The sequence below is a fragment of the Streptomyces sp. NBC_01471 genome (assembly GCF_041438865.1).
Taxonomy (GTDB): Bacteria; Actinomycetota; Actinomycetes; order Streptomycetales; family Streptomycetaceae; genus Streptomyces.
This window is the reverse complement of sequence record NZ_CP109450.1, coordinates 1,967,144-1,991,286: the sequence shown is the minus strand read 5'-3', so window position 1 is coordinate 1,991,286 and position 24,143 is coordinate 1,967,144. Positions and strand designations below refer to the sequence as shown.

Genomic DNA, 24,143 nt, shown 5'->3' with positions numbered 1-24,143 from the left:
CACCTGTTCATCGACAGCACCCCCTGAAAGGCAGGTGAAGGCGCCGGGACGGACGGGCCTACCCCGTCCGTCCGACCCGGCGCCGCACGGCTGTGGCTGCGTACATCATCCGACGCGTATTCGCCGCGGTGTTGCTGCTGCTGGTGGTCAGCGCAGTCACCTTCGCGATCTTCTTCCTCGTTCCCCGCCTCGGCGGGCAGACGACCGACTCCCTGGCCGCCCAGTTCGTGGGCAAGAGCCCCGACCCCGCGACGCTCGCCGCGGTCAAGAAGAACCTGGGGCTCGACCAGCCCCTCTACGAGCAGTACTGGCACTTCATCAAGGGCATCGTGGTCGGCGCGAACTACCACTTCGGGCCCGACCCCGCGGTGTGCCACGCGCCGTGCTTCGGCTACTCCTTCAAGACCCACTCGGCCGTCTGGCCCGAGATCAAGCAGCGTATTCCGGTGACGCTGTCGCTCGCGGTCGGTGCGGCGGTCATCTGGGTCGTCACCGGTGTGGCGACCGGCGTGCTCTCCGCACTCAAGCGGGGCTCGCTCATCGACCGGCTGACGATGAGCGTGGCGCTGGCCGGCGTCTCGCTGCCGATGTTCTTCACCGGTCTGGTCTCGCTGGCGCTGTTCAGCTTCCAGTGGACGATCTGGAATGTGCACTTCGTGCCCTTCACGGAGAATCCGGCGGAGTGGGCCTGGAACCTGATCCTCCCCTGGTGCACCCTCGCCTTCCTGTACTCGGCGCTCTACGCCCGGCTCACCCGGGCCGGGATGCTGGAGACCATGGGCGAGGACTACATCAGAACCGCGCGGGCCAAGGGCCTGCGGGAGCGGAACGTGGTCGTCAAGCACGGCCTGCGCGCCGCGCTCACCCCGCTCGTCACCATCTTCGGGATGGACTTCGCGCTGCTCATCGGCGGCGCGGTCATCACGGAGACCGTCTTCTCCTTCCAGGGGATGGGGGCCTACGCCATCCAGGGCGTGACCCGCAGCGACCTCCCGGTCGTCATGGGTGTGACGCTGGTGGCCGCCTTCTTCATCGTTGTCTGCAACCTGCTGGTGGACCTTGTGTACGCCGCGATCGACCCCCGGGTGAGGCTCTCATGAGCGACGTGCGCAAGAAGGGTTCCGGCGAGCCCGCGAAGAGCGGCAAGGCCGGTGCGCCGTCCGAGGACGCCAAGAGCTTCCTCTCGGTGCGGGACCTGCGGATCCACTTCGACACCGACGACGGCCTGGTCAAGTCCGTGGACGGTGTCAGCTTCGACCTGAAGGCCGGTCAGACGCTCGGCATCGTCGGTGAGTCCGGCTCCGGCAAGTCCGTGACCTCGCTGGGGATCATGGGCCTGCACAACTCGGACCGGGCGCGGATCTCCGGTGAGATCTGGCTCGACGGCGAGGAGCTGATCGGCGCGGGGCCCGAGCGGGTCCGCAATCTCCGCGGCCAGAAGATGTCCATGATCTTCCAGGATCCGCTGTCGGCGCTGCACCCGTACTACAGCATCGGCGCGCAGATCGTGGAGGCCTACCGCGTCCACAACAAGGTCGACAAGAAGACCGCGCGCACGCGTGCGGTCGAGATGCTCGACCGGGTCGGCATCCCCGAGCCGCACCGCCGCTTCGAGGACTACCCGCACCAGTTCTCCGGCGGCATGCGCCAGCGCGCGATGATCGCGATGTCCCTGGTCAACAACCCCGAACTGCTCATCGCCGACGAGCCGACGACCGCCCTGGACGTGACCGTCCAGGCGCAGATCCTCGACCTCATCCGCGATCTGCAGACGGAGTTCGGCTCGGCGGTCGTCATCATCACCCACGACCTCGGCGTCGTCGCCGAGATCGCGGACGAGCTCCTGGTGATGTACGCGGGACGCTGCATCGAGCGCGGCTCGGCCGAGAAGGTCTTCTACGAGCCCCAGCACCCCTACACCTGGGGGCTGCTGGGCTCGATGCCGCGCATCGACCGTGAGCAGACCGAGCGTCTGGTGCCCGTCAAGGGCTCTCCGCCCAGCCTGATCAACGTGCCGTCCGGCTGCGCCTTCCACCCGCGCTGCCCGTACGCCGACGTGCCCAAGGACGACATCACCCGCACCGAGCGCCCGGAGCTGCGGGAGAGCACGGACGGGCACTTCTCCGCGTGCCACATGACGAAGGCCCAGCGGGAAAAGATCTGGACCGAAGAGATTGCGCCGAAGCTGTGACTGATCAGAAGAAGAAGGCTCCGCAGACTCCTGAGGCTCCGAAGGTCCCGCAGCAGAAGTCCGAGGACTCCGCCGCGGCGGCTTCCGCCAAGGACGCCGGGGCGGAGCCGCTGCTCAAGGTCACCGACCTGGTCAAGCACTTCCCGATCACCAAGGGCTTGCTGAAGCGCAAGGTGGGCGCGGTCCAGGCCGTGGACGGGCTGTCGTTCGACGTGTACCCGGGGGAGACCCTGGGTGTCGTCGGCGAGTCGGGCTGCGGCAAGTCGACCATGGGGCGGCTGATCACCCGGCTGCTCGAACCGACCGGTGGCAAGGTCGAGTTCCAGGGGCGGGACATCACGCACCTGTCCGCCGGGCAGATGCGGCCGATGCGCCGCGACGTTCAGATGATCTTCCAGGACCCGTACGGCTCGCTGAACCCCCGGCACACCATCGGCGGGATCGTCGGCACCCCCTTCCGGCTCCAGGGCGTCGAGCCCGAGGGCGGCGTGAAGAAGGAGGTCCAGGGCCTGCTGGAGCTGGTGGGCCTCAGCCCCGAGCACTACAACCGCTACCCGCACGAGTTCTCCGGCGGCCAGCGCCAGCGCATCGGCATCGCCCGCGCGCTCGCGCTGCGGCCCAAGCTCGTCGTCGCGGACGAGCCGGTCTCGGCGCTGGACGTGTCGATCCAGGCGCAGGTGGTCAACCTGCTGGACGACCTCCAGAGCGAGCTCGGTCTGACCTACGTGATCATCGCGCACGACCTCTCGGTCATCCGCCACGTCTCGGACCGGATCGCGGTGATGTACCTCGGGAAGATCGTCGAACTGGCGGACCGCAAGTCGCTGTACGAGTCGCCGATGCACCCGTACACCAAGGCGCTGCTCTCGGCGGTTCCGGTCCCCGACCCGCGGCGCAAGGGCGCCAAGTCCGACCGCATCCGGCTGGAGGGCGACGTCCCTTCGCCGATCTCGCCGCCTGCGGGCTGCCGGTTCCACACCCGGTGCTGGAAGGCGACGGAGATCTGCGGGACGCAGGAGCCGCCGCTGCTGACCCTGCGGACCGGGCACCAGGTGGCCTGCCACCACCCGGAGAACGCTCCCGACCAGGTCCCGGGCGAGGAGCGGCTGCCGCAGGCGCGGGAGGCGGCCGAGCTGGTCTCGGTCGCGAAGCCCGAGCCGGCCGTGCAGCCCGCGGAGGAGTCGGCCGCGGAGGACACGTCGGCGAAGGATGCGTCGGCGGAAGTCGTGGTGGTGAAGGACACGGCGGCGGAGCCGGACGTGGCCCCCGGGTCGGACACCGCCGGGGAGACCAGCACGAAGAAGCCCGAGACGAAGAAGCCCGAGACGGAGCAGCCCGGCAAGAAGCGGCCGGGAAAGAAGTAGTGGGCCGCGCGGTGCGCCGGCAGGCTTGCCCATGACGACTTGGCAAAGTCATGTACATGCCTAAACGGGAGAGTGCAGAGTCAGCGTGTCCGTAACAACGGCGCACGTACGAAGGGCAGACTCTTGGCGCTCTCCCGTTCGGCACGTCTGGCCGCCCTCGCCACCGCGACGGCCGCCCTCTGTGTCATCGCGGCCGCTCCGGCACCCTCACCCGGTTCGGCCGGAATCGGCGATCCTTACTTCCCGCAGCTGGGCAACGGCGGCTTCGACGCCCTGCACTACGGCCTCGATGTCGCGTACGACCCGGACAGCGGCCGGCTCGACGGCCGTACGACGGTCACGGCCCGGGCCACCCAGAACCTCTCCTCCTTCGACCTGGACCTCCAGAAGCTGACGGTCGCGTCGGTCGAGGTGAACGGCAGACACGCACGCTTCACCCGCTCCGGCGACGAGATACGCATCACCCCGGCCGACCCGCTCCGGAAGGGCCGCACCTTCACCGCGCGGGTCGTCTACGGCGGTGTGCCGCAGGCGCTCAGCGGCCCGATCGTCTTCGGTTCCGACTACGGCTGGATGAAGACCAAGGACGGCGTCTTCGTGGCCTGTGAGCCCAACGCCGCCTCCACCTGGTTCCCTTCGAGCGACCACCCCTCCGACAAGGCAGCCTTCGACATCACCATCACGGCGCCCAAGGGCCTGACCGGCGTCTCCAACGGGCGGCTGCTCTCCACCCGTACGCGGGGCGCGTCGAGCGTCTCGCACTGGCGCGAGTCCCGGCAGATGGCCACCTACCTCGCCACCGCCTCGATCGGCAGGTTCGACGTCAGGACCGGCCGGACGCCCGCCGGTACGCCGATCTACGTGGCGATCGACCCGGTGCTCGCCAACAGCAACTCCGTTGATGTGTACGCCGTGACGGCCAAGGCCACCGACTACTGGTCGAAGGTCTTCGGGCCCTATCCGTTCGAGGAGACGGGCGCGGTGGTCGACGACATGCCGCAGGCGGGCTTCTCGCTGGAGACCCAGTCCAAGCCGAGCTACTCCGCCGTGCGCAACGAGTCGACGATCGTGCACGAACTGGCCCACCAGTGGTTCGGCGACTCCGTCTCGGTGAAGCAGTGGAAGGACATCTGGCTGAACGAGGGCTTCGCCACGTACGCCCAGTGGCTCTGGGACGAACACCAGGGCAAGCGCTCGGCCCACGACGCCTTCCTCGCCGAGTACGACGCGACGCCCGCGAACTCCGGCTTCTGGCGGACGAAGGTCGCCGACCCCCAGCGCGACACGATGTTCGCGTCGGCCGTCTACGACCGGGGCGCGATGACACTCCAGGCGCTGCGCGACCGCATCGGGGACAAGGCGTTCTTCCGGCTGCTGCCCGCCTGGACGAAGGCGCACCGCTACGGCAACGCCGACACCGGGCAGTTCACCGCCCTCGCCGAGAAGATCTCCGGGCAGAAACTCGGCGGATTCTTCGACGCGTGGCTGCACACCTCGGGTAAACCGGCACTTCAGCTGCCGACCGCTGCGCCGGGGCGGGTACGGCAGGGGTAGAACTGTCGGGTGCTCCATGATCTGTTCAACACCTCCGTCCAGCACGCGCTCGACCTCGTGGGGATCTTCGTCTTCGCGATCTCCGGTGCGCTGCTCGCCGTCCGGAAGAACTTCGACGTCTTCGGGATCGCGGTCTTCGCCGAGGTCACGGCGCTGGGCGGCGGGCTGTTCCGCGACATCGTGATCGGCGCGGTGCCGCCCGCCGCCTTCACCGACCTCGGGTACTTCATCACCCCGCTGATCGCGGCGGTGCTGGTCTTCTTCCTCCATCCGGAGGTCGAACGGATCCAGGTCGGGGTGAACGTCTTCGACGCGGCCGGGCTCGGGCTCTTCTGTGTGACCGGCACCACCAAGGCGTACGACTACGGGCTCGGTCTCACCGCCTCCGCGGTGCTGGGCCTGGCCACCGCGGTCGGCGGCGGTGTGCTCCGCGACGTACTGGCCAACGAGACGCCGTCGCTGGTCCGCTGGGACCGCGATCTGTACGCCGTGCCGGCGATGGTGGGGGCCGCGATGGTGGCCCTCTTCATCCGGTTCGACGTGCTGACCACCACCACGGGCTGCGTCGCGGCGCTCACCTGCTTCGTGCTGCGGCTGCTGGCGCTGCGCTTCCACTGGCGGGCCTCGCGGGCCTGGAACAGGCGTTCAGCAGCCGTCTCTACCGACGAGTAACTTTGCGGTGTACGGTGCTGTCCATGGCACAGGTATCCATAGGGGACAGTGAGTTCGACCGCGACACCGCGGTCACCCGTCGTGAAGAAGGCGTCTACGACGCGGAGCTCTCCGCGGGCTGGACCATCATCCAGGCGGTCAACGGCGGCTATCTGCTGGCCCTGATCGGCCGCGCGCTCGGTGACGCGCTCCCGCACCCCGACCCGTTCTCGGTCTCCGCGCACTATGTGAGCGCCTCCCGCCCCGGCCCCGCGGTGATCCGTACCCAGACCGTCCGCAGCGGCCGCACGCTCTCCACGGGCCAGGCCTCGCTCTTCCAGTACGCCGACGACGGCACCGAGGTCGAACGCATCCGGGTGCTGGCCTCCTACGGCGACCTGGACGCGCTCTCCGACGATGTGCGCACCACGGCGAAGCCGCCGTCGATCCCGCCCATCGAACACTGCCTGGGCTCCGGCGACGGCCCGGCGCCCATCCCCGGCTCCTCCGCCATCACGGACCGGCTGATGCTGAAGCTGGACCCGGCCACCTGCGGGTGGGCGGTGGGCGCACCGTCCGGCAAGGGTGAGATGCGTGCCTGGTTCGGACTCTCCGACGGTCGCGACGCCGATCCCCTCTCGCTGCTCCTGACGGTGGACGCGCTGCCGCCGACCGCCTTCGAAATCGGCATCAAGGGCTGGGTTCCCACGGTCGAGCTGACCACCCATGTCCGGTGCCGCCCGGCGCCGGGCCCGCTGCGGGTGTCGATCATCACGCGCAACCTCGCCGGCGGCTTCCTGGAGGAGGACGCGGAGGTCTGGGACAGCGCGGACCGCCTGGTGGCCCAGTCCCGCCAGCTGGCGCTGGCGCCGCGGGGGTAGGGGGCGCGGGGGTAGGGGGCGCGATCAGGGCCTCCCGGAGAGCGCCCGGCGGCCGGGGGAGCCCGGGCGGTCGGGCTCGTCCGGGGGCGGGCACGCGGGGTGCTGCCCGTGGGTGTGCGGGCCGGGCCCCGGCCCGCGTCTCAGTCGAGCCAGTGCAGCCGCCCCAGGCTGACCAGTCGCATCTGGCGCCGGGCCATGTCCCGCGCACGCTCCGAGGCCTGTGAGCCGTCCTCCGCCGCCTCCAGCAGGACCGAAGCGGTCATCACCATGTGATCCACATAGACGCCCGCCAGCATCAGCAGGTCTTCCTCGCTCCACCCCTCGGACTGCGGCTCGCCCGCGAAGGCGGCGGCCACCTCCCGCGTGAACAGCCGCAGTTGTGCCGCTATCGCCGCACGTACCGGCTGGACGCCCCCGTGCCGTTCACGGGCGATGAACCGGACGTGCGCGGGGTGCGTACGGACCAGGGCGGCGATCAGGTCGACGGTGGTGCCGATCCGCACCTCGCTGTCGCCGGTGTCCGCGAGCGTCGCCGCGATCAGCCCGTGCAGCGAGCCCAGCGTCTCCTCGACCAGTGCCACCCCGAGGTCGGCGGTGTCCCGGAAATGCCGGTAGAAGGCCGTCGGCGCGACGCCCACGGCGCGGGTCACCTCACGCAGGCCGAGGCTGGACAGGCTCTGCTCCTCCAGCAGGCCGAGCGCCGCGTCCAGGAGGGCCTGGCGGGTCTTCTGCTTCTGGGCCTGACGGATGCCCACGGTGTGACTCATGCCATTCAGTAAACAACCGTTCTCCGCCGAAGGGAAGCGTAGACTCAGTGGTCAGTGAACAGTCGTACTCACAGTTGTTCACTCAACCGACCCGTACCTGCGCCGAACCGGGCGCACCGAAAGGACAGTGATGATTGCCCTCGTCGCGCTTCTCCTCGTCTTCGGAGTCGTGCTGGGTGCCGTCGCCCACTTCCCGCTCTCCGTGTCCCTGATCGGCGCGGCCGTCATCGGCGGCTGGCTCGCCGTGTTCGCCGTGCGCGAGCGCCTCGGCCGCGGGCGCCTCACCAAGTAACCGAGCGCCTCACCGCACAAGGGAGCTGCACCATGGAACTCACCGCATCCGCCCGCACCCGGACCGGCACCCGCGACGTCGACGGCATGGCCGTCGCCTCGTTCGTGCTCGGTCTGCTGGGCCTGCTCGTGCTGAACATCGTTCTCGGCCCCACGGCCATCGTGCTGGCCGGCCTCGCGCTCTGGCGCGGCACGGCCCGCCGCGGCCGCGCCCTGCTGGGCCTCGCGCTCGGCGTGGCCGACCTGGTGGTCCTCGCCACCGTCTTCACTTCGAGTGGCGCCGTGATCTGGAACTTCGGCGGCTGACCGGTCACCGGCCGCCCACCGGGGACGCGCGGCGGGAAGGCCGCCCCGGAACTCGTAGAATCGTCGGCACCATGGCTTACCTCGACCACGCTGCGACCACTCCCATGCTTCCGGAGGCGGTCGAGGCGATGACCGCCCAGCTCACCGTCACCGGCAACGCCTCATCGCTGCACGCCGCCGGGCGACGGGCCCGGCGTACCGTCGAGGAAGCCCGAGAGGCTCTCGCGGAGTCGCTCGGCGCGCGCCCCAGCGAGGTGGTCTTCACCGGGGGCGGCACCGAGGCCGACAACCTCGCGGTCAAGGGCCTCTTCTGGGCCCGCCACGACGCCGAACCGCGCCGGAACCGGGTGCTGGTCAGCCCGGTCGAGCACCATGCCGTCCTGGACGCCGTCGACTGGCTGGGCGAGCACGAGGGCGCGACGGTCGAGTACCTCCCGGTCGACAGCTACGGCCGGGTGCGCCCCGAATCCCTCCGCGAGGCCATCGAACGCGACCCGTCCGATGTCGCGCTGGCCACCGTGATGTGGGCCAACAACGAGATCGGCACGGTCATGCCGGTCCGTGAACTGGCCGACGTCGCGTCCGAGTTCGGGATTCCGCTGCACGCGGACGCGGTACAGGCGTACGGCCAGCTCCCGCTGGACTTCGCCACGTCGGGCCTGGCCGCGATGACGGTGTCGGGCCACAAGATCGGCGGCCCCTACGGCATCGGAGCCCTGCTGCTGGGCCGTGAGTACACACCCGTCCCCGTCCTGCACGGCGGCGGTCAGGAACGCCACGTACGCTCCGGGACGCTGGACGCCCCGGCCATAGCCTCCTTCGCGGTGGCGGGAACGCTGGCCGCCGAACGGCGCGAGGTCTTCGCCCGGGAGATCGGCGCACTCCGCGACGGACTGATCGCCGCGGTGCGGTCCGCGGTCCCCACGGCCGTCCTGGGCGGCGATCCGTCGGACCGCCTCCCCGGCAACGCCCACTTCACCTTCCCCGGGTGCGAAGGCGACTCCCTGCTGCTGCTCCTGGACGCCCAGGGCATCGCCTGCTCCACCGGCTCCGCCTGCACGGCGGGAGTGGCGCAGCCCAGCCACGTACTCCTGGCCACGGGCACCGACCCCGATCTGGCCCGCGGCACCCTGCGGTTCTCCCTCGGACACACGTCCACCGAGGCGGATGTGGCGGCGGTGGCGGAGGCGATCGGCCCGGCGGTGGAGCGGGCCCGGTCGGCCGGACTGAGCTGAGGAAGGCGCCGCACGGGCTGCGCCCGGGGCCTCTGGGCCTCGGTGCGGCCCGTTCTGTCCGCGGCACGGTCAGGCCTGCCCCGGTCACCGTCCGGGCCGTCTCCCTTCACGGCTCTGACCGCTCCCGCGTCTCGCGCACCAGCCGTACGTACCAGGCCCAGTCCCAATGACGCCCCGGGTCCGTGTGGTCGGCTCCCGGAACCTCCACATGTCCGATGATGTGCTGCCGGTCCACGGGTATCCCGTACCGCGCGCAGATGTCCGCGGTCAGCCGCGCCGACGACCGGTACATGGCGTCCGTGAACGACGAGGCCCGGTCCACGAACCCCTCGTGCTCTATGCCGATGCTGCGCTCGTTGTAGGCGCGGTTGCCCGCGTGGAACGCCACATCCTGCTCCCGGACCGTCTGCGCCACTTTCCCGTCCCTGCGGACGACATAGTGCGCCGCGGCCGCGTGGGCCGGGTCCGCGAAGACCCTGAGCGCCATCGCGTAACTGCCCTGGACGGTGTGGATGACGACCCGGTCGATCGCATAGTCATGGGGGCGGTCGGCCCGCCGGTAATTGGCCGGGGAGGCCGCCGCCCACTGGGCCCCCGGGAAATCCACCGCACCGTTCTCGCGCGGTGTCCCGACACCGGACAGCCGGTCCCACACGTGTGCCAGCTCACCCCTGCCCAGCGCCGCGGCGCCCGCTGCGGCACCGAGCCCGCCGACCAGCAGGGCCCGCCGGCCCACATGCCGGTCCCTGTCGCCGCCCGTACGTTCCATGTGTGGGTCAACGCATCCGTGCGAGCGCGGGATTCCCCCGTGCCCGTACCCTGGTACAGCTATGACTCAGACCCCCCAGAGCCCCCGCCCCCGACCCCTCCGGGTACTGGCCGCGATGTCCGGCGGTGTGGATTCCGCCGTGGCCGCCGCCCGTGCCGCCGAGGCCGGTCACGACGTGACCGGTGTGCACCTGGCGCTTTCCGCCAATCCGCAGTCGTTCCGCACCGGCGCGCGAGGCTGCTGCACCATCGAGGACTCCCGCGACGCACGTCGCGCGGCGGACGTCATCGGCATCCCCTTCTACATCTGGGACCTGGCCGAGCGGTTCCGTGAGGACGTCGTCGACGACTTCGTCGCGGAGTACGAGGCCGGCCGTACCCCCAACCCGTGTCTGCGCTGCAACGAGAAGATCAAGTTCGCGGCGCTGCTCGACAAGGCGCTCGCCCTGGGCTTCGACGCGGTCTGTACCGGTCACTACGCCACGGTCGTCCTCAACGAGGACGGCTCACGGGAGATGCACCGGGCCTCCGACATGGCCAAGGACCAGTCGTACGTACTCGGGGTGCTGGACGAGCGTCAGCTCGCGCACGCCATGTTCCCCCTCGGTGACACCCTGACCACCAAGGACGAGATCCGGGCCGAGGCCGAGCGGCGGGGTCTGGCCGTCGCCAAGAAGCCCGACAGCCACGACATCTGCTTCATCGCGGACGGCGACACCCAGGGCTTCCTCGCCTCGCGGCTCGGCACCGCGGAAGGCGACATCGTCGACGAGGCGGGTACGAAGATCGGGAGCCACGAGGGCGCTTTCGGCTTCACCATCGGCCAGCGCAAGGGGCTGCGCATCGGCCACCCCGCGCCGGACGGCAAGCCGCGCTACGTCCTCGACATCTCCCCGGTGGACAACACCGTCACGGTGGGGCCGGCCGAGGCCCTGGATGTCACCGCGCTCACCGCGATCAAGCCCCGCTGGTGCGGCGACGCCCCGGCCGGTGCCGGGACGTACACCGCCCAGCTGCGCGCGCACGGCGGTGAGACGCGGGTGACCGCCGAGCTGGTGGGCGGCACCCTGAACGTCACGTTCGACGAGCCGGTACGGGGCGTGGCACCCGGCCAGGCGATCGTGCTCTACGACGGCACCCGGGTCGTCGGCTCGGCGACGATCGCCACGACCGACCGGGCAGCCGGCACAGCGGTGCCCGACACCGGGGTGTCCGACACCGGGGTGTCCGAGAGCGCCGTGCCTCCGGGTGCCGTACCTCAGACCAGTTCGGTGTCGTAGAAGCAGAAGTGGTCCTTGATCTGGGCGACTTGGGCCAGTGGCTCCGGGTACGCCCAGACAAGGTCGGCTGCTTCGGGCAGCGACCAGTAGGAGGCGTCGCCCTTGAACGGACAGTGGGTGTGCGTGTCCGAAGGGGTCAGCAGCTCGGTGTGCACGTCCTCGGGCGGGAGGTAGTAGCGCACCGGGAGGCCCGTCTCGTGCAGCAGCAGGGGGCGGCGGCTCTCCGCCAGGACCCGGCCCTCGCGGACCACCCGTACGTGATCGGTACCTTGCTCGATGGTGATGCGGTGTCCAGTCGTCATATGTGATTCAGCGCATCCGGGCCGGAAGTTCTTCCCCGCAGGCTGCCTCTACCGTGGACGCATGAATATCTGTGTCTTCCTCTCCGCCGCCGACCTCGACGAGCGCTACACGCGCCCCGCCCGTGAATTCGCCGAACTGCTCGGCAGGGGCGGTCACACCCTGGTCTGGGGCGGCTCGGAGAGCGGTCTGATGAAGGTGGTGGCCGACGGCGTACAGGAGACCGGCGGACGGCTCGTCGGGGTGTCGGTGGACTTCCTCGCGGCCAGGGCCCGTACCAACGCCGACGAAATGGTGATCGCCTCCGATCTGGCCGAGCGCAAGGCCCTGCTGCTCGCCAAGGCCGACGCGGTGGTGATCATGGTGGGTGGCACCGGCACGCTCGACGAGGCCACCGAGATCCTGGAGCTGAAGAAGCACGGCAAGACCGTGATGCCCGTGGTCCTGCTCAACACCGCCGGCTTCTACGACGGACTCAAGCAGCAGTTCCAGCGGATGGAGGACGAGGGGTTCCTGCCCGTGCCCCTCACTGACCTGGTCTTCTTCGCCGAGGACGGGGTGGCCGCGCTGGCGTACCTGGAGGAGTCGCAGGGCGTCCAGTAGTGCGACCATGGGGCCCATGGCTACACATGTGATCACTGGTGCTGGTTCCGGCATCGGCGCGGCCGTCGCGCGCCGCCTTCATGAGCGGGGCGACCACCTCGTCATCGTCGCGCGCGATGCCGGGCGCGCCAAGGAGCTCGCGGGAAGCTTCCCCGGCGCGGAGACGCTCGTCGCCGACCTGGCGAATCCCGACCGGATCTCCTGGGCGCTCGACAAGCAGTCGATGCCGGAACAGGTCGACTCGCTGCTGCACATCGCGGGCATCGTCGACCTCTCTCCCGTTGCGGAACTGCGTCCCCCGACCTGGCACCAGCAACTCAACACCAATCTCATCGCTCCGGCCGAGCTGACCCGGCTGATGCTCCCGCAGCTGCGGACCGTCCGCGGCCAGGTGGTCTTCGTCAACTCCGGCGCAGGCCTCAACGCCCATGCGGAGTGGGGCGCTTACGCCGCCGCCAAGCACGGCCTGAAGGCCCTGGCAGACGCCCTGCGCCAGGAGGAACACGCGAATGGTGTCCGGGTCACTTCCGTCTACCCCGGCCGTACGGCGAGCCCCATGCAGGCCAAGATCCACTCGCAGGAGGGCAAGGAGTACCGCCCGGAGAGCCTGATCGATCCCGAGTCGGTCGCCATGACCATCCTTGCGGCCCTGGACCTCCCGCGCGACGCGGAGATCAACGACGTGACGGTCCGGGCCGGGCGCTGACAGCCGACGGCAGGGACGGCGGGCCGCTCCCACCGGCCCGCCGCGACCGGTCGGACCGCTGCTGACGATCGGCCGGACCGACCCTGCCGGTCGCTACTCGGCCAGGGTGACCTGGTCTTCGGGAGAGACCAGGAAGCCGCTCCAACCGACCCTGACCACGCCGTATTTCGCCCCGAGGACTGCCATCGTGCTCACGTCCAGATTGTCCGAACTCCGGTAGAGGGAAGCGGGCAGCTCGGCCCGGTGCAGTTCGTGACCAGTCCGCGCGTCCAGGACGAGCAGTTGGGCCGAACCCGGAACCTTCTGCTGCTTCGCCTCTACCGGCGACCGGTACTGCGGTATGTACACCCGGCCGTCGGTGGTCCTGGGGAAACCCAGCGCACGTCCCCTGCCCGCCTTCACGGTCCAGAGGACCGTGCTGCTGCTGTCGTTCCTCACCTGCCGTGCGGTGACTGAGGTGTTGTCGCCGGAGCTGACGATGACCATGCCGTCACTGATGCCGCGCAGATACTCGTCGTGCGAGAGGAACGACGAGTGCGTCCGGGGCCGTGAGCCCGACACGTCCACCGTGACCAGGGAGCCGGTCTCCGTCAGGGAGACCAGCGTGTGGTCTCCGAGACGTCCGTAGCCGATGGTCCGGTCCTCGATGTGCCAGCGGGATCGGCCGCTGGCCGGGTCCACTCCGTACAGCCCGTCCCCGTCCGACCCGGAGCAGCGGGTGGCGTCGAACGCCTCGGCTCCCGAAAGCTCCAGAGGTGGCCGATGGTCCCACCCCTTGCATTCCCTGGGCGGAGCGGCGGACCAGAGCTGCTTCCCGTCGCGCGCCGACAGGCCGGTCAACCGGTCCTGCTGGTTGATGACCACGGTGCCCCCGGCCCGCCAGACCCGGTCTCCGGAGTCCTCCCGCACCCTCTCTGCCACCTTTGTGTGCCAACGGGGCTTACCGCTGCGCAGATCCACCGAGACCGCGAGACCGTCGGCATACCAGAGGACGACGGCGCCGCTGACCACGGTCTCCGCTATCAGAGCGGTTTTCTCGCGCCCGTAGTGCCAGTAGGTACGGTCGGTGCGGACGTTGTTCGCCATGATGCCGTTGTCCCGCTCGTGCAGAACCAGCCCGCCGACGACAGCCGCAGGGGCGTCGTCACCACTCGCCAGCACGCGGCCCGGCCGCTCGGGCGCGGCGGCGCCGAGAGCGGTGGGGAAGGCGCCGTGCGGGCCGGTCATCTGCTCGTGGTAGCGGGTGAGGTACGCGTATGTCTGCCAGCCACCGATCGCGAGGGCCAGCACGGTCGCGACGGTCACCAGCCTGATCCATCTGGCGTGGATCCAGGCAGCCGCGGCGCGCGCCGACTGGGCCAGAGTCCGCCTCAGCCGCGGAACGGCGTACCGATCCCTCGACGGGGGCCCCGAACCGGCCTCCATGTCACTGTCGCCGGAATTCCATGTCCAGCCGTCCAGCCGGTCCTTCATCGGTCTCCCCCTCGAAGTCCGTCCGCGATGGTGCTCACCGATACATACACCGCCCGGGCCGCCCCGGTTCCGCCCGGGCGCTCTCGTACCCTTCGGGGGTGAGCGAGAACAGCAAGTTCAGTTGGGGTCCTGCCACCGGGATCGGGTCCATGCCGGGCGGCGACGCGCGGGAGAGTGCGAAAACCGTCGTCGGGTCCTTCGAAGGGTTCCCCTGTCTGCCGGAGCTGCCGGCGCGCGGGCCCGGCGCCGACATGCTCGGACGCACCCTCGGGATGCTCGTCGAGATGTACGCGCACGTGGAGCCCAGCGGCTGGCGGGTGAGCGACCGGCCCGGGCGGGACACCAGGCGGGCCCGCTCCTGGCTCGGCGAGGACCTCGACGCGCTGGAGGAGTTCACCCAGGGGTACGAGGGGCCGCTCAAGATCCAGGCGGTCGGCCCCTGGACCCTGGCCGCCGGACTCGAACTGCGGGGCGGTGAGGCCGTGCTCGGAGATCCGGGAGCCTGCCGGGACCTCGCCGCTTCGCTCGCCGAGGGGCTGCGGGCCCACCTGGCGGAGGTGAAACGGCGGGTGCCCGGGGCGCAGGTGGTGCTCCAGCTCGACGAACCGTCGCTCGTCTCCGTACTGCGCGGCCGGATCAGGACAGCCAGCGGCTACCGGACACACCGGGCCGTGGACAGGCAGCTGGCCGAAGGCACGCTGCGGGACGTGATGGGGGTCGGCGACGGCCCCGTGATCGTGCACACCTGCGCTCCGGACGTGCCGTTCGCCCTGTTGCGGAGGGCCGGTGCGGCAGGTATCTCGTTCGATTTCAACCTCCTTACCGAGCGTGATGAGGAGGCGGTCGGGGAAGCCGTGGAGGGCGGTACCCAGCTCTTCGCCGGTGTGGTGCCCGGCACTGACACCGCATTGTCGGACCCTGCCGGTAGCGTCATGGGTGTCAGGACGCTGTGGCGCAGGCTGGGGCTGAATCCGGGGACTCTCGCCGAGTCGCTGGTGCTCACGCCGGCGTGCGGGCTCGCGGGTGCTTCACCCGACTATGCCCGCACGGCACTCGCGCACTGCGCCCGCGCTGCGAGGTCACTCGCCGACAACCCTGAGTAGCGGGATCGGTTTCATCAACGGGAGGACGAGACGGTGGCTGTCGAACAGCAAGGTGCGGTGCCTGCGGAGGCACGGGAGAGCCACGCCCAGCTGGCCGAGCAGATCGAGGAGCACCGCTTCCGGTACTACGTGAGGGACCAGCCCGTCGTCAGCGACGCTGAGTTCGACACGCAGCTGCGTGCGCTGGCGGCGTTGGAGGAGGAGTATCCGGAGCTTCGCACTCCGGACTCGCCGACCCAGAAGGTCGCGGGGGCGTACGAGACGGAGTTCACCTCCGTGCAGCACCGGGACCGGATGCAGTCGCTGGACAACGCGTTCGACGACGAGGAGCTGGCCGCCTGGGCCGAGCGGGTGGCGCGCGAGGTCGGCTCACCCGGCTACCACTTCCTGTGCGAACTCAAGGTGGACGGCCTCGCCGTCAACCTCACGTACGAGCACGGCAGGCTGGTCCGTGCCGCCACCCGCGGCGACGGCCGGACCGGGGAGGACATCACCCCCAACGTCATGACGATCGCGGAGATCCCGCACCGGCTGCGCGGGGAGCGCATCCCCGACCTGGTGGAGATCCGGGGCGAGGTGTACTTCCCGATGGACGCCTTCGAAGGGCTCAACGCACGGCTGGTGGAGGCCGGTGACAAACCCTTCGCCAACCCGCGCAACGCGGCGGCCGGCTCGCTGCGCCAGAAGGATCCGAAGATCACCGCGACCCGCCCGCTGCACATGGTCGTCCACGGCATCGGTGCCCGCGACGGCTTCGACATCGACCGCCTGTCGCATGCGTACGAGCTGCTGCACGAGTGGGGCCTGCCCACCGCCAAGCACAACAAGGTGGTCGACGACCTGGCGGGCGCCAGGGAGTTCATCGCGTACTTCGGCGAGAACCGGCACTCCGTGGAGCACGAGATCGACGGGGTCGTCATCAAGCTCGACGAGATCCCGCTCCAGGGACGGCTCGGCTCCACCTCACGGGCGCCGCGGTGGGCCATCGCCTGGAAGTACGCGCCGGAGGAGGTCAACACCAAGCTGGTCAACATCCGGGTCGGCGTGGGGCGTACGGGCAGGGTCACGCCGTACGCACAGGTCGAACCGGTCACCGTGGCCGGCTCCGAGGTCGAGTTCGCGACGCTGCACAACCAGGACGTGGTGAAGGCCAAGGGGGTGCTCATCGGCGACACGGTGGTGCTGCGCAAGGCCGGTGATGTCATCCCCGAGATCCTCGGCCCGGTCGTGGACCTGAGGGACGGCAGCGAGCGGGAGTTCGTGATGCCCGCGGAGTGCCCCGAGTGCGGTACGGCTCTGCGGGCCATGAAGGAGGCGGACATCGACCTCCGCTGCCCCAACGCCCGCTCCTGCCCGGCCCAGTTGCGCGAGCGGCTCTTCTACCTCGCCGGTCGCAAGTCCCTGGACATCGAGAACTTCGGCTATGTCGCCGCGGCCGCGCTGACCCAGCCGCTGGAACCGGCCGAGCCACCGCTGAAGGACGAGAGCGACCTCTTCGACCTCACCATCGAGCAGTTGCTGCCGATCAGGGCGTACGTCCTCGACCAGGACAGCGGACTTCCCAAGAGGGACCCGAAGACGGGTGAGGAGAAGATCGCAACGGTCTTCGCCAACCAGCAGGGCGAGCCCAGGAAGAACGCCGTGGCCATGCTGGAGAACATCGCGGCGGCGAAGGAGCGCCCGCTGTCCCGGGTGATCACCGGCCTTTCGATCCGTCATGTGGGCCCGGTGGCAGCGGAGGCGCTGGCACGTGAGTTCCGTTCGGTCGAGCGGATCGAGCAGGCCACGGAGGAGGAGCTGGCCGCCGTGGAGGGGGTCGGCCCGACCATCGCGGCCTCGCTCAAGCAGTGGTTCGAAGAGGACTGGCACCGCGAGATCCTCCGCAAGTGGCGGGCGGCCGGGGTCCGTATGGAGGACGAGGCCGGTGAGGACGTGGGCCCGCGACCGCTGGACGGGCTGACCGTCGTCGTCACGGGGACCCTGGAGCACCACACGCGGGATGGCGCGAAAGAAGCCCTCCAGAGCCTCGGGGCGAAGGTGACGGGCTCCGTTTCCAAGAAGACGGCGTTCGTGGTGGTCGGAGACAGCCCCGGCTCGAAGTACGACAAGGCGATGCAGCTGAAGGTCCCCGTACTGGACGAGCAGGGCTTCGCTGTCCTGCTCGAACAGGGCCCTGACGCGGCCCGGGAGGCAGCGGTGCCGGTGGAGGAGTAGCGGAGGAGTGGCGTCGGCGGTGGGGTCAAGCTCACCCGTTCGGCGCATAGCAGATAGTTCGGGACGGTCGGGTCGCATTCGGGCAAGACCTGCAGAGCGCTGCCCGTCGGACCCTTCGGCGGCCTACTGTTGAACAGTGCGCCCGTCCCGCACGGCTGCAATGGGTCTGCCCTGCTCTTCTGGAGACTCCTCCTCTGGAGTTTCTTCCCGAGTCCGGGACAACATATGAGCCGTGACGGCATGACAGCGGGCCATCACGTGCATAGGCACTGCCGGCTGTGAGAGGGACGGGCATGAAACCGACCGAGAGCGCCGATCCGGAGTCGCGGGTGCGCGGTGTCGCGCAGCTCGCTCACTCCGTGGCGAGGCTGCCCGCCTTCCCGTTCGTCGTGGGACTGGCCGCAGTCGTCCTGGTGACCGGGTTGTTAGGCGCTGTCAGCGACGGCCGCGCACTGTTCCCCGACGGCACGGCGGGCTGGGCGCTCGCCGTCCTCACCGGCATCATCGTGGGCCATCTGGTCGCGCTCGGCCGCGACCGCTGGTGGGGCGGTACCGGTTCCGGTGCCGCCCTCACCCTCGCCGTCCTGCTTCTGTACGGGTGGCTGCCCGCAGCGCTGGTCAGCCTGGCCGTCGTCGTCCTCGTGGGTGGTGCGCGCAGCCACCGCTGGCGGCAGGGGCTGCTGCACGGCGCCTCCGACATCCTGGGCATCGGCGCCGCGGCCCTGGTCCTCGCGGCGTTCGACGAGACCCCGACGGTCGAGCACCCCTGGCAGCCACTCGACTGGGGGATCGGTTCCGCGGCCGAGATCGTGCTGGCGGCCGTCGCCTATCTGGGCGTCGCGCGGGTGCTGCTCTGGTCCGCGGTGGTGCCGCCCACCCGCGGACTGCCGACAGTCGCCCGTACGGCACTGGTCAGGCAAGGACTCACCGGCGTCGCGCTGCTCGGGATCGCCCCGCTGATCTGCGTCGTCGCGGTGTCCCTGCCGCTGCTGCTGCCGCTCTTCGCCGTGCCGCTGATCGCTCTGGACTCGACGCTGTGGATCGCCAGGGCGCGTGCGGAGGAGCAGCTGCGCGACCCGCTGACCGGACTGCCCAACCGCCAGTGGCTGCTGGAGCGGACCTGGGCCGCGCTGGCGGAGGCGGAGAACGGCGGGTTCAGATCGTCACTGGTGCTGATCGACCTCGACCGATTCCGCTCGGTCAATGACACGCTCGGGCATCTCGCGGGCGACCGGCTGCTGTTGCAGATAGCGGAACGGCTGCGGTTCGCGCTGCCCCGCGGCGCGGAGGTCGCCCGCCTCGGCGGAGACGAGTTCGCCGTGCTGCTCCCGGCCGCCGACTCGGCGACGAGCGTGATGCGCATCGCGCGCCACCTGGTGGCCGAACTGAGCTCACCGCTCGACCTCGACGGACTGACACTGGTGCTGGAGGCGAGCGCAGGCGTCTCGGTCTTTCCCGACCACGCACTGGACGCCGAGGGGCTGCTCCAGCGTGCCGACGTGGCGATGTACCAGGCCAAGCGGGACCGCACGGGTGTCGAGGTGTACGAGTCCAAGCGGGACTCCAACACCCCCGACCGGCTCGGTCTGCTCGGCGATCTGCGTCGCGCGCTCGACGCGGGCGATGTGGAGCTGCACTACCAGCCGAAGGTCCGGTTCGACGGTCAGGTGGCGGGTCTTGAGGCGCTGGTCCGCTGGGTGCACCCGGAGCGCGGCAGGGTCCCCCCGGACGAGTTCATCGCCATCGCGGAGTCGTCGGGGCTGATGCCGCACCTCACCGAGTACGTCCTGGAGACGGCCCTGGCCCAGGTCGCCAAGTGGCGCCTCCAGGGCCTGAAGGTCCCGGTGGCGGTCAACGTCTCGCCGCGCGATGTGCACACCCCCGGTTTCGCCGGTGCGGTGGCGGCCCGGCTGGCCAGGCACGGGGTGCCGCCGGGCGCCCTCCAGCTGGAGATAACCGAGCACGTCCTGCTGGAGGACCCGCAGCGGGCCGCCGACACCCTGGCCGGGCTGACCGCGCACGGCGTGAAGATGTCCCTGGACGACTTCGGCACGGGGTACTCGTCACTGGTCCATCTGCGGCGCCTCCCGGTGAGCGAGCTGAAGATCGACCGGTCGTTCGTGGCCCGGCTCGCGGTGGACAACGAGGACGCCGAGATCGTCCGCTGCACGGTCGACCTGGCCCACTCGCTCGGCCTGATCGTCGTGGCCGAGGGCGTCGAGGACGACGAGACGTGGGAGCGGCTCCGCGATCTGGGCTGTGACGCGGTACAGGGCTGGCTGGTGGCTGCCGCGATGCCGCCGCACGAGGCGACGGCGTGGCTGCTGGCCCGGGGATCCCGGGGATGGCAGCGGCCGGCGGAACTCGCCGCTGCGGCCGCAGCGGAGAAGGAGAAGTCCCAGGCCGGGCAGGTGGTACTGCACAGCCGGCCGGGCCCCCGCCAGGATCCGCGTCCGTAACCGGGACTCCGCCGCTCGTACCCCGGGAACCGGGACTCCGCGTTCGTACCCTGAGAACCGGTGCTCCGTGCTCGTACCCGAGCTGCGCCGCGTCCGTAACCGGGGCTTCGTGTCCGGTAGTCCGGCCCCGCCACGGACCCGGTCCCCGACCGCCGGACGGGCCTGAGGCGTCCCGGCGTCCGGCTTTCCACAGCGACGGACGCCCCTCCGCGTCCCTCCCCGGCGGATCCGTTTAGTGGCCACGGCCCCCGGCCCCATAGGATTGGGCCAAAATCCACACACTCACCCCTGAGGATCGCTGCATGCCTGGCATCACGCGCGAGGAGGTCGCCCACCTCGCACGGCTGGCACGTCTGGAGCTGAAGGACGAAGAGCTCGACCACTTCGCCGGACAGCTCGACGACATTCTCGGCGCGGTCGCCCGCGTATCCGAGGTTGCCGACCAAGACGTACCGCCGACCTCCCACCCGCTGCCGCTGACGAACGTCATGCGCGCGGACGAGGTCCGTCCGTCGCTCACCCCGGAGCAGGCCCTCTCCGGCGCCCCCGCCCAGGAGCAGCGGCGTTTCAAGGTGCCGCAGATCCTGGGGGAGGACTAACCCATGACGGACATCAACATCATCAAGCTCACCGCTGCCGAGACCGCCGCGAAGATCGCTTCCGGCGAGCTCACGGCCGTCGAGGTCACCGAGGCGCACCTGGCCCGGATCGCGGCCGTCGATGAGAAGGTCAATGCCTTCCTGCACGTCGACCGTGAGGGCGCGCTCGCTCAGGCCCGCGCTGTCGACGCCAAGCGCGCGAACGGCGAGAAGCTCGGACCGCTGGCCGGTGTGCCCCTGGCGCTGAAGGACATCTTCACCACCGAGGGCGTCCCGACCACCGTCGGCTCCAAGATCCTCGAAGGCTGGCTCCCGCCGTACGACGCGACCGTCACCAAGCGCCTCAAGGCCGCCGACGTCGTCATCCTCGGCAAGACCAACATGGACGAGTTCGCCATGGGGTCGTCGACCGAGAACAGCGCCTACGGGCCCACCGGCAACCCCTGGGACCTCTCCCGGATCCCCGGCGGCTCCGGCGGCGGCTCCGCTGCCGCCCTGGCGGCCTACGAGGCCCCGCTGGCCATCGGTACGGACACCGGCGGCTCCATCCGCCAGCCCGCGGCCGTCACCGGCACCGTCGGCGTCAAGCCGACCTACGGCGGGGTGTCCCGCTACGGCATGGTGGCGTTCTCGTCCTCCCTCGACCAGGGCGGCCCCTGCGCCCGTACGGTCCTGGACGCGGCCCTGCTGCACGAGGCCATCGCCGGGCACGACCCGCTCGACTCGACCTCCATCGACGCCCCGGTCCCGCCGGTCGTCGAGGCCGCCCGCAACGGCTCGGTCGCCGGACTGCGCGTCGGTGTCGTCAAGCAGTTCCGCGGCGAGGGCTACCAGGCCGGGGTCATCCAGCGTTTCGACGAGTCCGTCGAGCTCCTCAGGGGGCTCGGCGCCGACATCGTGGAGCTGGACTGCCCCTCCTTCGACCTGGCGCTCTCCGCGTACTACCTGATCGCCCCGTCGGAGTGCAGCTCGAACCTGGCCCGCTTCGACGCCATGCGGTACGGCCTGCGAGTCGGCGACGACGGCACGAAGTCCGCCGAGGACGTCACCGCGCTCTCCCGCGAAGCCGGATTCGGCGACGAGGTCAAGCGCCGCATCATCCTCGGTACGTACGCGCTCAGCTCCGGCTACTACGACGCGTACTACGGCAGCGCCCAGAAGGTCCGCACCCTCATCACGCGGGACTTCGAGCAGGCGTTCGAGCGGGTGGACGTCATCGTCTCGCCGACCACGCCCACCACCGCCTTCCCGATCGGTGAGCGCGCCGACGACCCGATGGCGATGTACCTCGCCGACCTGTGCACCATCCCGACCAACCTGGCCGGCAACTCCGCCATGTCGCTGCCCTGCGGCCTGGCACCCGAAGACGGTCTGCCGGTCGGCCTGCAGATCATCGCCCCCGCCATGAAGGACGACCGGCTGTACAAGGTCGGAGCTGCCGTCGAGGCCGCCTTCGTGGAAAAGTGGGGACACCCGCTGCTTGAGGAGGCTCCGTCGTTGTGAGTGCCATGACCAAGAAGGCCAAGAACTTCAAGAAGTCCAAGACCGGCGTCTACGTGTCCCTGGGTTCCACCGCCTTCGGAGCGCTCAGCGTCTTCAAGCAGGCCAAGCTGGCCCGCCAGGAGAACGACACGCTCCGGCTCGTCGACGCCGCCATCTCGGCTGCGGCGATCGCCACCGGACTGGCGATCCTCTACCGCGAACTGAAGCGCCTGGGCGACGACGACGTCCTGCTGGGCTGAGAGGGAAAGTCTCATCGTGACCGTCACTGAACTCGCGTCGTACGAGGAAGCCCTCGCGACGTACGACCCCGTCATGGGCCTGGAGGTCCATGTCGAGCTCGGCACCAGGACCAAGATGTTCTGCGGCTGCTCCACCGAGCTGGGTGCCGAGCCCAACTCGCAGACCTGCCCCACCTGTCTGGGTCTGCCCGGCTCGCTGCCGGTCGTCAACGCGATCGGCGTCGAGTCGGCCATCAAGATCGGTCTCGCGCTGAACTGCGAGATCGCCGAGTGGTGCCGTTTCGCCCGGAAGAACTACTTCTATCCGGACATGCCGAAGAACTTCCAGACCTCGCAGTATGACGAGCCGATCGCCTTCGACGGCTATCTGGACGTCCAGCTGGAGGACGGCGAGACCTTCCGGGTGCAGATCGAGCGCGCCCACATGGAGGAGGACACCGGCAAGTCGCTGCACGTCGGCGGGGCCACCGGCCGTATCCACGGCGCGTCGCACTCGCTGCTCGACTACAACCGCGCGGGCATTCCGCTCATCGAGATCGTCACCAAGCCGATCGAGGGAGCCGGCGAGCGTGCCCCCGAGGTCGCCAAGGCGTACGTCGCCGAGCTGCGTGAGCTGATCAAGGCGCTGGGCGTCTCCGAGGCCCGGATGGAGATGGGCCAGATGCGCTGCGACGTCAACCTGTCGCTGCGGCTGCATGGGGTCGAGAAGCTCGGGACGCGCTCCGAGACGAAGAACGTCAACTCGCTGCGCTCGGTGGAACGCGCCGCGCGCTACGAGATCCAGCGGCACGCCGCGGTGCTCGGCTCCGGCGGATCGATCGTGCAGGAGACCCGGCACTTCCACGAGGAGGACGGGTCCACCACGGCGGGTCGCATCAAGGACAACGCCGAGGACTACCGGTACTTCCCGGAGCCCGACCTGGTCCCCGTCGCGCCCGCGCGCGACTGGGTCGAGGAGCTGCGGGGCACACTGCCCGAGCTGCCGCGCGTGCGCCGCAACCGGCTGCGCGAGGAGTGGGGCGTCACCGAGTTCGACATGCAGTCGATCCTCAACGCCGGTGCGCTCGACCCGATTCTGGCCACGATCGACGCGGGCGCCCCGTCCGACCAGGCCCGCAAGTGGTGGATGGGCGAGCTGGCGCGCAACGCCAACGAGACCGGCCGTGACCTCGCCGCGCTGCCCATCACGCCCGAGCAGGTCGCCCGGGTCGCGGAGCTCGTCGCGGCGGGCGACCTCAACGACAAGCTGGCCCGCCAGGTCATCGACGGGGTGCTCGCCGGTGAGGGCGGACCGGACGAGGTCGTCGAGAAGCGCGGTCTGAAGGTCGTCTCCGACGACGGTGCGCTCGGCGCCGCCGTGGACGAGGCCATCGCGGGCAACGCGGCCATCGCGGACAAGATCCGCAGCGGCAAGGTCGCCGCCGCCGGTGCACTCGTCGGCGCGGTCATGAAGGCCACCCGGGGACAGGCGGACGCGGCGCGCGTCCGTGAGCTGATCCTGGAGAAGCTCGGCGCCGAAGGCTGACCCGCCCACGCACGGTCGCACGGGGCCGCGCCCCGGATTCCGCTCCGCCGGTGCCGGGGGGACGCGACAGCAGGCTCGTCCTGCCGTCACATCCCCCCGGCGCCGCAGGACACGGAGTCCGGGGCGCGGCC

General features: G+C 70.1%; 23 protein-coding genes. 19 read left to right on the top strand and 4 right to left on the bottom strand.

Features of this window, described 5'->3' with window-relative positions:
* The first annotated feature begins 92 nt into the window (after positions 1–92).
* The 6 genes from OG285_RS08750 (at position 93) to OG285_RS08725 (ending at position 6,641) form a co-directional block, all read left to right on the top strand.
* On the top strand, positions 93–1,100 hold the full coding sequence (locus OG285_RS08750; protein WP_356826991.1) for an ABC transporter permease: 1,008 nt from the start codon (positions 93–95) through the stop codon (positions 1,098–1,100).
* The gene (locus OG285_RS08745; RefSeq protein ID WP_356826990.1) at positions 1,097–2,191 is read left to right on the top strand and encodes an ABC transporter ATP-binding protein; all 1,095 of its coding nucleotides are present in this window, start codon (positions 1,097–1,099) and stop codon (positions 2,189–2,191) included. Before OG285_RS08750 ends, OG285_RS08745 begins: the two co-directional genes overlap by 4 nt.
* The gene (locus OG285_RS08740) at positions 2,188–3,555 is read left to right on the top strand and encodes a dipeptide ABC transporter ATP-binding protein (protein ID WP_371790662.1); all 1,368 of its coding nucleotides are present in this window, start codon (positions 2,188–2,190) and stop codon (positions 3,553–3,555) included. The genes OG285_RS08745 and OG285_RS08740 overlap by 4 nt, the downstream gene beginning before the upstream one ends.
* Before the next feature lie 123 nt (positions 3,556–3,678).
* Positions 3,679–5,109 (top strand): M1 family metallopeptidase, encoded by a 1,431-nt coding sequence (locus OG285_RS08735; protein WP_371790661.1) that lies wholly within the window; start codon positions 3,679–3,681, stop codon positions 5,107–5,109.
* A 9-nt stretch (positions 5,110–5,118) separates the two neighbouring features.
* The gene (locus tag OG285_RS08730; protein ID WP_356826988.1) at positions 5,119–5,781 is read left to right on the top strand and encodes a trimeric intracellular cation channel family protein; all 663 of its coding nucleotides are present in this window, start codon (positions 5,119–5,121) and stop codon (positions 5,779–5,781) included.
* Positions 5,782–5,804: 23 nt separating this feature from the next.
* Positions 5,805–6,641, top strand: coding sequence for a thioesterase family protein (locus tag OG285_RS08725; protein ID WP_371790660.1), 837 nt, complete (start codon positions 5,805–5,807; stop codon positions 6,639–6,641).
* A gap of 140 nt (positions 6,642–6,781) precedes the next feature.
* Here the strand turns inward: OG285_RS08725 and OG285_RS08720 are convergent, their stop codons facing one another.
* On the bottom strand, positions 6,782–7,408 hold the full coding sequence (locus tag OG285_RS08720; protein WP_356826986.1) for a TetR family transcriptional regulator: 627 nt from the start codon (positions 7,406–7,408) through the stop codon (positions 6,782–6,784).
* Between the two features lie 130 nt (positions 7,409–7,538).
* On the opposite strand from OG285_RS08720, the gene OG285_RS08715 reads away from it, so the two are divergent.
* The 3 genes from OG285_RS08715 to OG285_RS08705 all read left to right on the top strand — a co-directional run bounded on the left by OG285_RS08715 (position 7,539) and on the right by OG285_RS08705 (position 9,240).
* Positions 7,539–7,700: a hypothetical protein gene (locus tag OG285_RS08715; RefSeq protein WP_356826985.1), complete on the top strand. Its 162-nt coding sequence runs from the start codon at positions 7,539–7,541 to the stop codon at positions 7,698–7,700.
* A 32-nt stretch (positions 7,701–7,732) separates the two neighbouring features.
* Positions 7,733–8,005 carry a DUF4190 domain-containing protein gene (locus tag OG285_RS08710; protein ID WP_371790659.1) on the top strand — a complete coding sequence of 91 codons (273 nt, stop codon included), beginning with the start codon at positions 7,733–7,735 and terminating at the stop codon, positions 8,003–8,005.
* Positions 8,006–8,076: 71 nt separating this feature from the next.
* Complete coding sequence (locus OG285_RS08705) at positions 8,077–9,240, top strand: cysteine desulfurase family protein (protein WP_371790658.1); 1,164 nt, start codon at positions 8,077–8,079, stop codon at positions 9,238–9,240.
* Between the two features lie 106 nt (positions 9,241–9,346).
* Here the strand turns inward: OG285_RS08705 and OG285_RS08700 are convergent, their stop codons facing one another.
* Positions 9,347–10,009: an N-acetylmuramoyl-L-alanine amidase gene (locus OG285_RS08700; protein WP_371790657.1), complete on the bottom strand. Its 663-nt coding sequence runs from the start codon at positions 10,007–10,009 to the stop codon at positions 9,347–9,349.
* Between the two features lie 61 nt (positions 10,010–10,070).
* Between OG285_RS08700 and mnmA the strand changes: the two genes are divergently transcribed.
* On the top strand, positions 10,071–11,288 hold the full coding sequence (gene mnmA / locus OG285_RS08695) for a tRNA 2-thiouridine(34) synthase MnmA (protein WP_371790656.1): 1,218 nt from the start codon (positions 10,071–10,073) through the stop codon (positions 11,286–11,288).
* On the opposite strand, the gene OG285_RS08690 is transcribed toward mnmA, so the two are convergent.
* Complete coding sequence (locus tag OG285_RS08690) at positions 11,267–11,590, bottom strand: DUF427 domain-containing protein (protein WP_356826980.1); 324 nt, start codon at positions 11,588–11,590, stop codon at positions 11,267–11,269. The genes mnmA and OG285_RS08690 overlap by 22 nt on opposite strands.
* A 61-nt stretch (positions 11,591–11,651) precedes the next feature.
* On the opposite strand from OG285_RS08690, the gene OG285_RS08685 reads away from it, so the two are divergent.
* Complete coding sequence (locus tag OG285_RS08685; protein WP_356826979.1) at positions 11,652–12,191, top strand: TIGR00730 family Rossman fold protein; 540 nt, start codon at positions 11,652–11,654, stop codon at positions 12,189–12,191.
* 7 nt (positions 12,192–12,198) lie between these two features.
* Complete coding sequence (locus OG285_RS08680; protein ID WP_356826978.1) at positions 12,199–12,897, top strand: SDR family oxidoreductase; 699 nt, start codon at positions 12,199–12,201, stop codon at positions 12,895–12,897.
* A 93-nt stretch (positions 12,898–12,990) separates the two neighbouring features.
* On the opposite strand, the gene OG285_RS08675 is transcribed toward OG285_RS08680, so the two are convergent.
* Positions 12,991–14,370, bottom strand: coding sequence for a PQQ-binding-like beta-propeller repeat protein (locus OG285_RS08675; RefSeq protein ID WP_371790655.1), 1,380 nt, complete (start codon positions 14,368–14,370; stop codon positions 12,991–12,993).
* Positions 14,371–14,468: 98 nt separating this feature from the next.
* Here OG285_RS08675 and OG285_RS08670 point away from each other — a divergent pair, with 98 nt between their 5' ends.
* The 7 genes from OG285_RS08670 to gatB all read left to right on the top strand — a co-directional run bounded on the left by OG285_RS08670 (position 14,469) and on the right by gatB (position 24,012).
* Positions 14,469–15,473: a methionine synthase gene (locus OG285_RS08670; RefSeq protein ID WP_371790654.1), complete on the top strand. Its 1,005-nt coding sequence runs from the start codon at positions 14,469–14,471 to the stop codon at positions 15,471–15,473.
* A 33-nt stretch (positions 15,474–15,506) separates the two neighbouring features.
* Positions 15,507–17,687, top strand: a complete 2,181-nt coding sequence (ligA, locus tag OG285_RS08665) for an NAD-dependent DNA ligase LigA (RefSeq protein WP_356826975.1) — start codon at positions 15,507–15,509, stop codon at positions 17,685–17,687.
* A gap of 293 nt (positions 17,688–17,980) precedes the next feature.
* Positions 17,981–20,146, top strand: a complete 2,166-nt coding sequence (locus OG285_RS08660) for a putative bifunctional diguanylate cyclase/phosphodiesterase (RefSeq protein ID WP_371790653.1) — start codon at positions 17,981–17,983, stop codon at positions 20,144–20,146.
* A 302-nt stretch (positions 20,147–20,448) separates the two neighbouring features.
* Positions 20,449–20,745, top strand: a complete 297-nt coding sequence (gene gatC, locus OG285_RS08655; RefSeq protein WP_266852761.1) for an Asp-tRNA(Asn)/Glu-tRNA(Gln) amidotransferase subunit GatC — start codon at positions 20,449–20,451, stop codon at positions 20,743–20,745.
* 3 nt (positions 20,746–20,748) lie between these two features.
* Entirely contained in the window at positions 20,749–22,248 is a 1,500-nt protein-coding gene (gatA, locus tag OG285_RS08650) for an Asp-tRNA(Asn)/Glu-tRNA(Gln) amidotransferase subunit GatA (RefSeq protein WP_356826973.1), read from the top strand.
* A gap of 5 nt (positions 22,249–22,253) precedes the next feature.
* Entirely contained in the window at positions 22,254–22,487 is a 234-nt protein-coding gene (locus tag OG285_RS08645) for a hypothetical protein (protein WP_328322154.1), read from the top strand.
* Between the two features lie 16 nt (positions 22,488–22,503).
* A complete protein-coding gene (gene gatB, locus OG285_RS08640) occupies positions 22,504–24,012 on the top strand; it encodes an Asp-tRNA(Asn)/Glu-tRNA(Gln) amidotransferase subunit GatB (RefSeq protein ID WP_356826972.1) in 1,509 nt (502 codons plus the stop codon).
* Positions 24,013–24,143 lie beyond the last annotated feature (131 nt).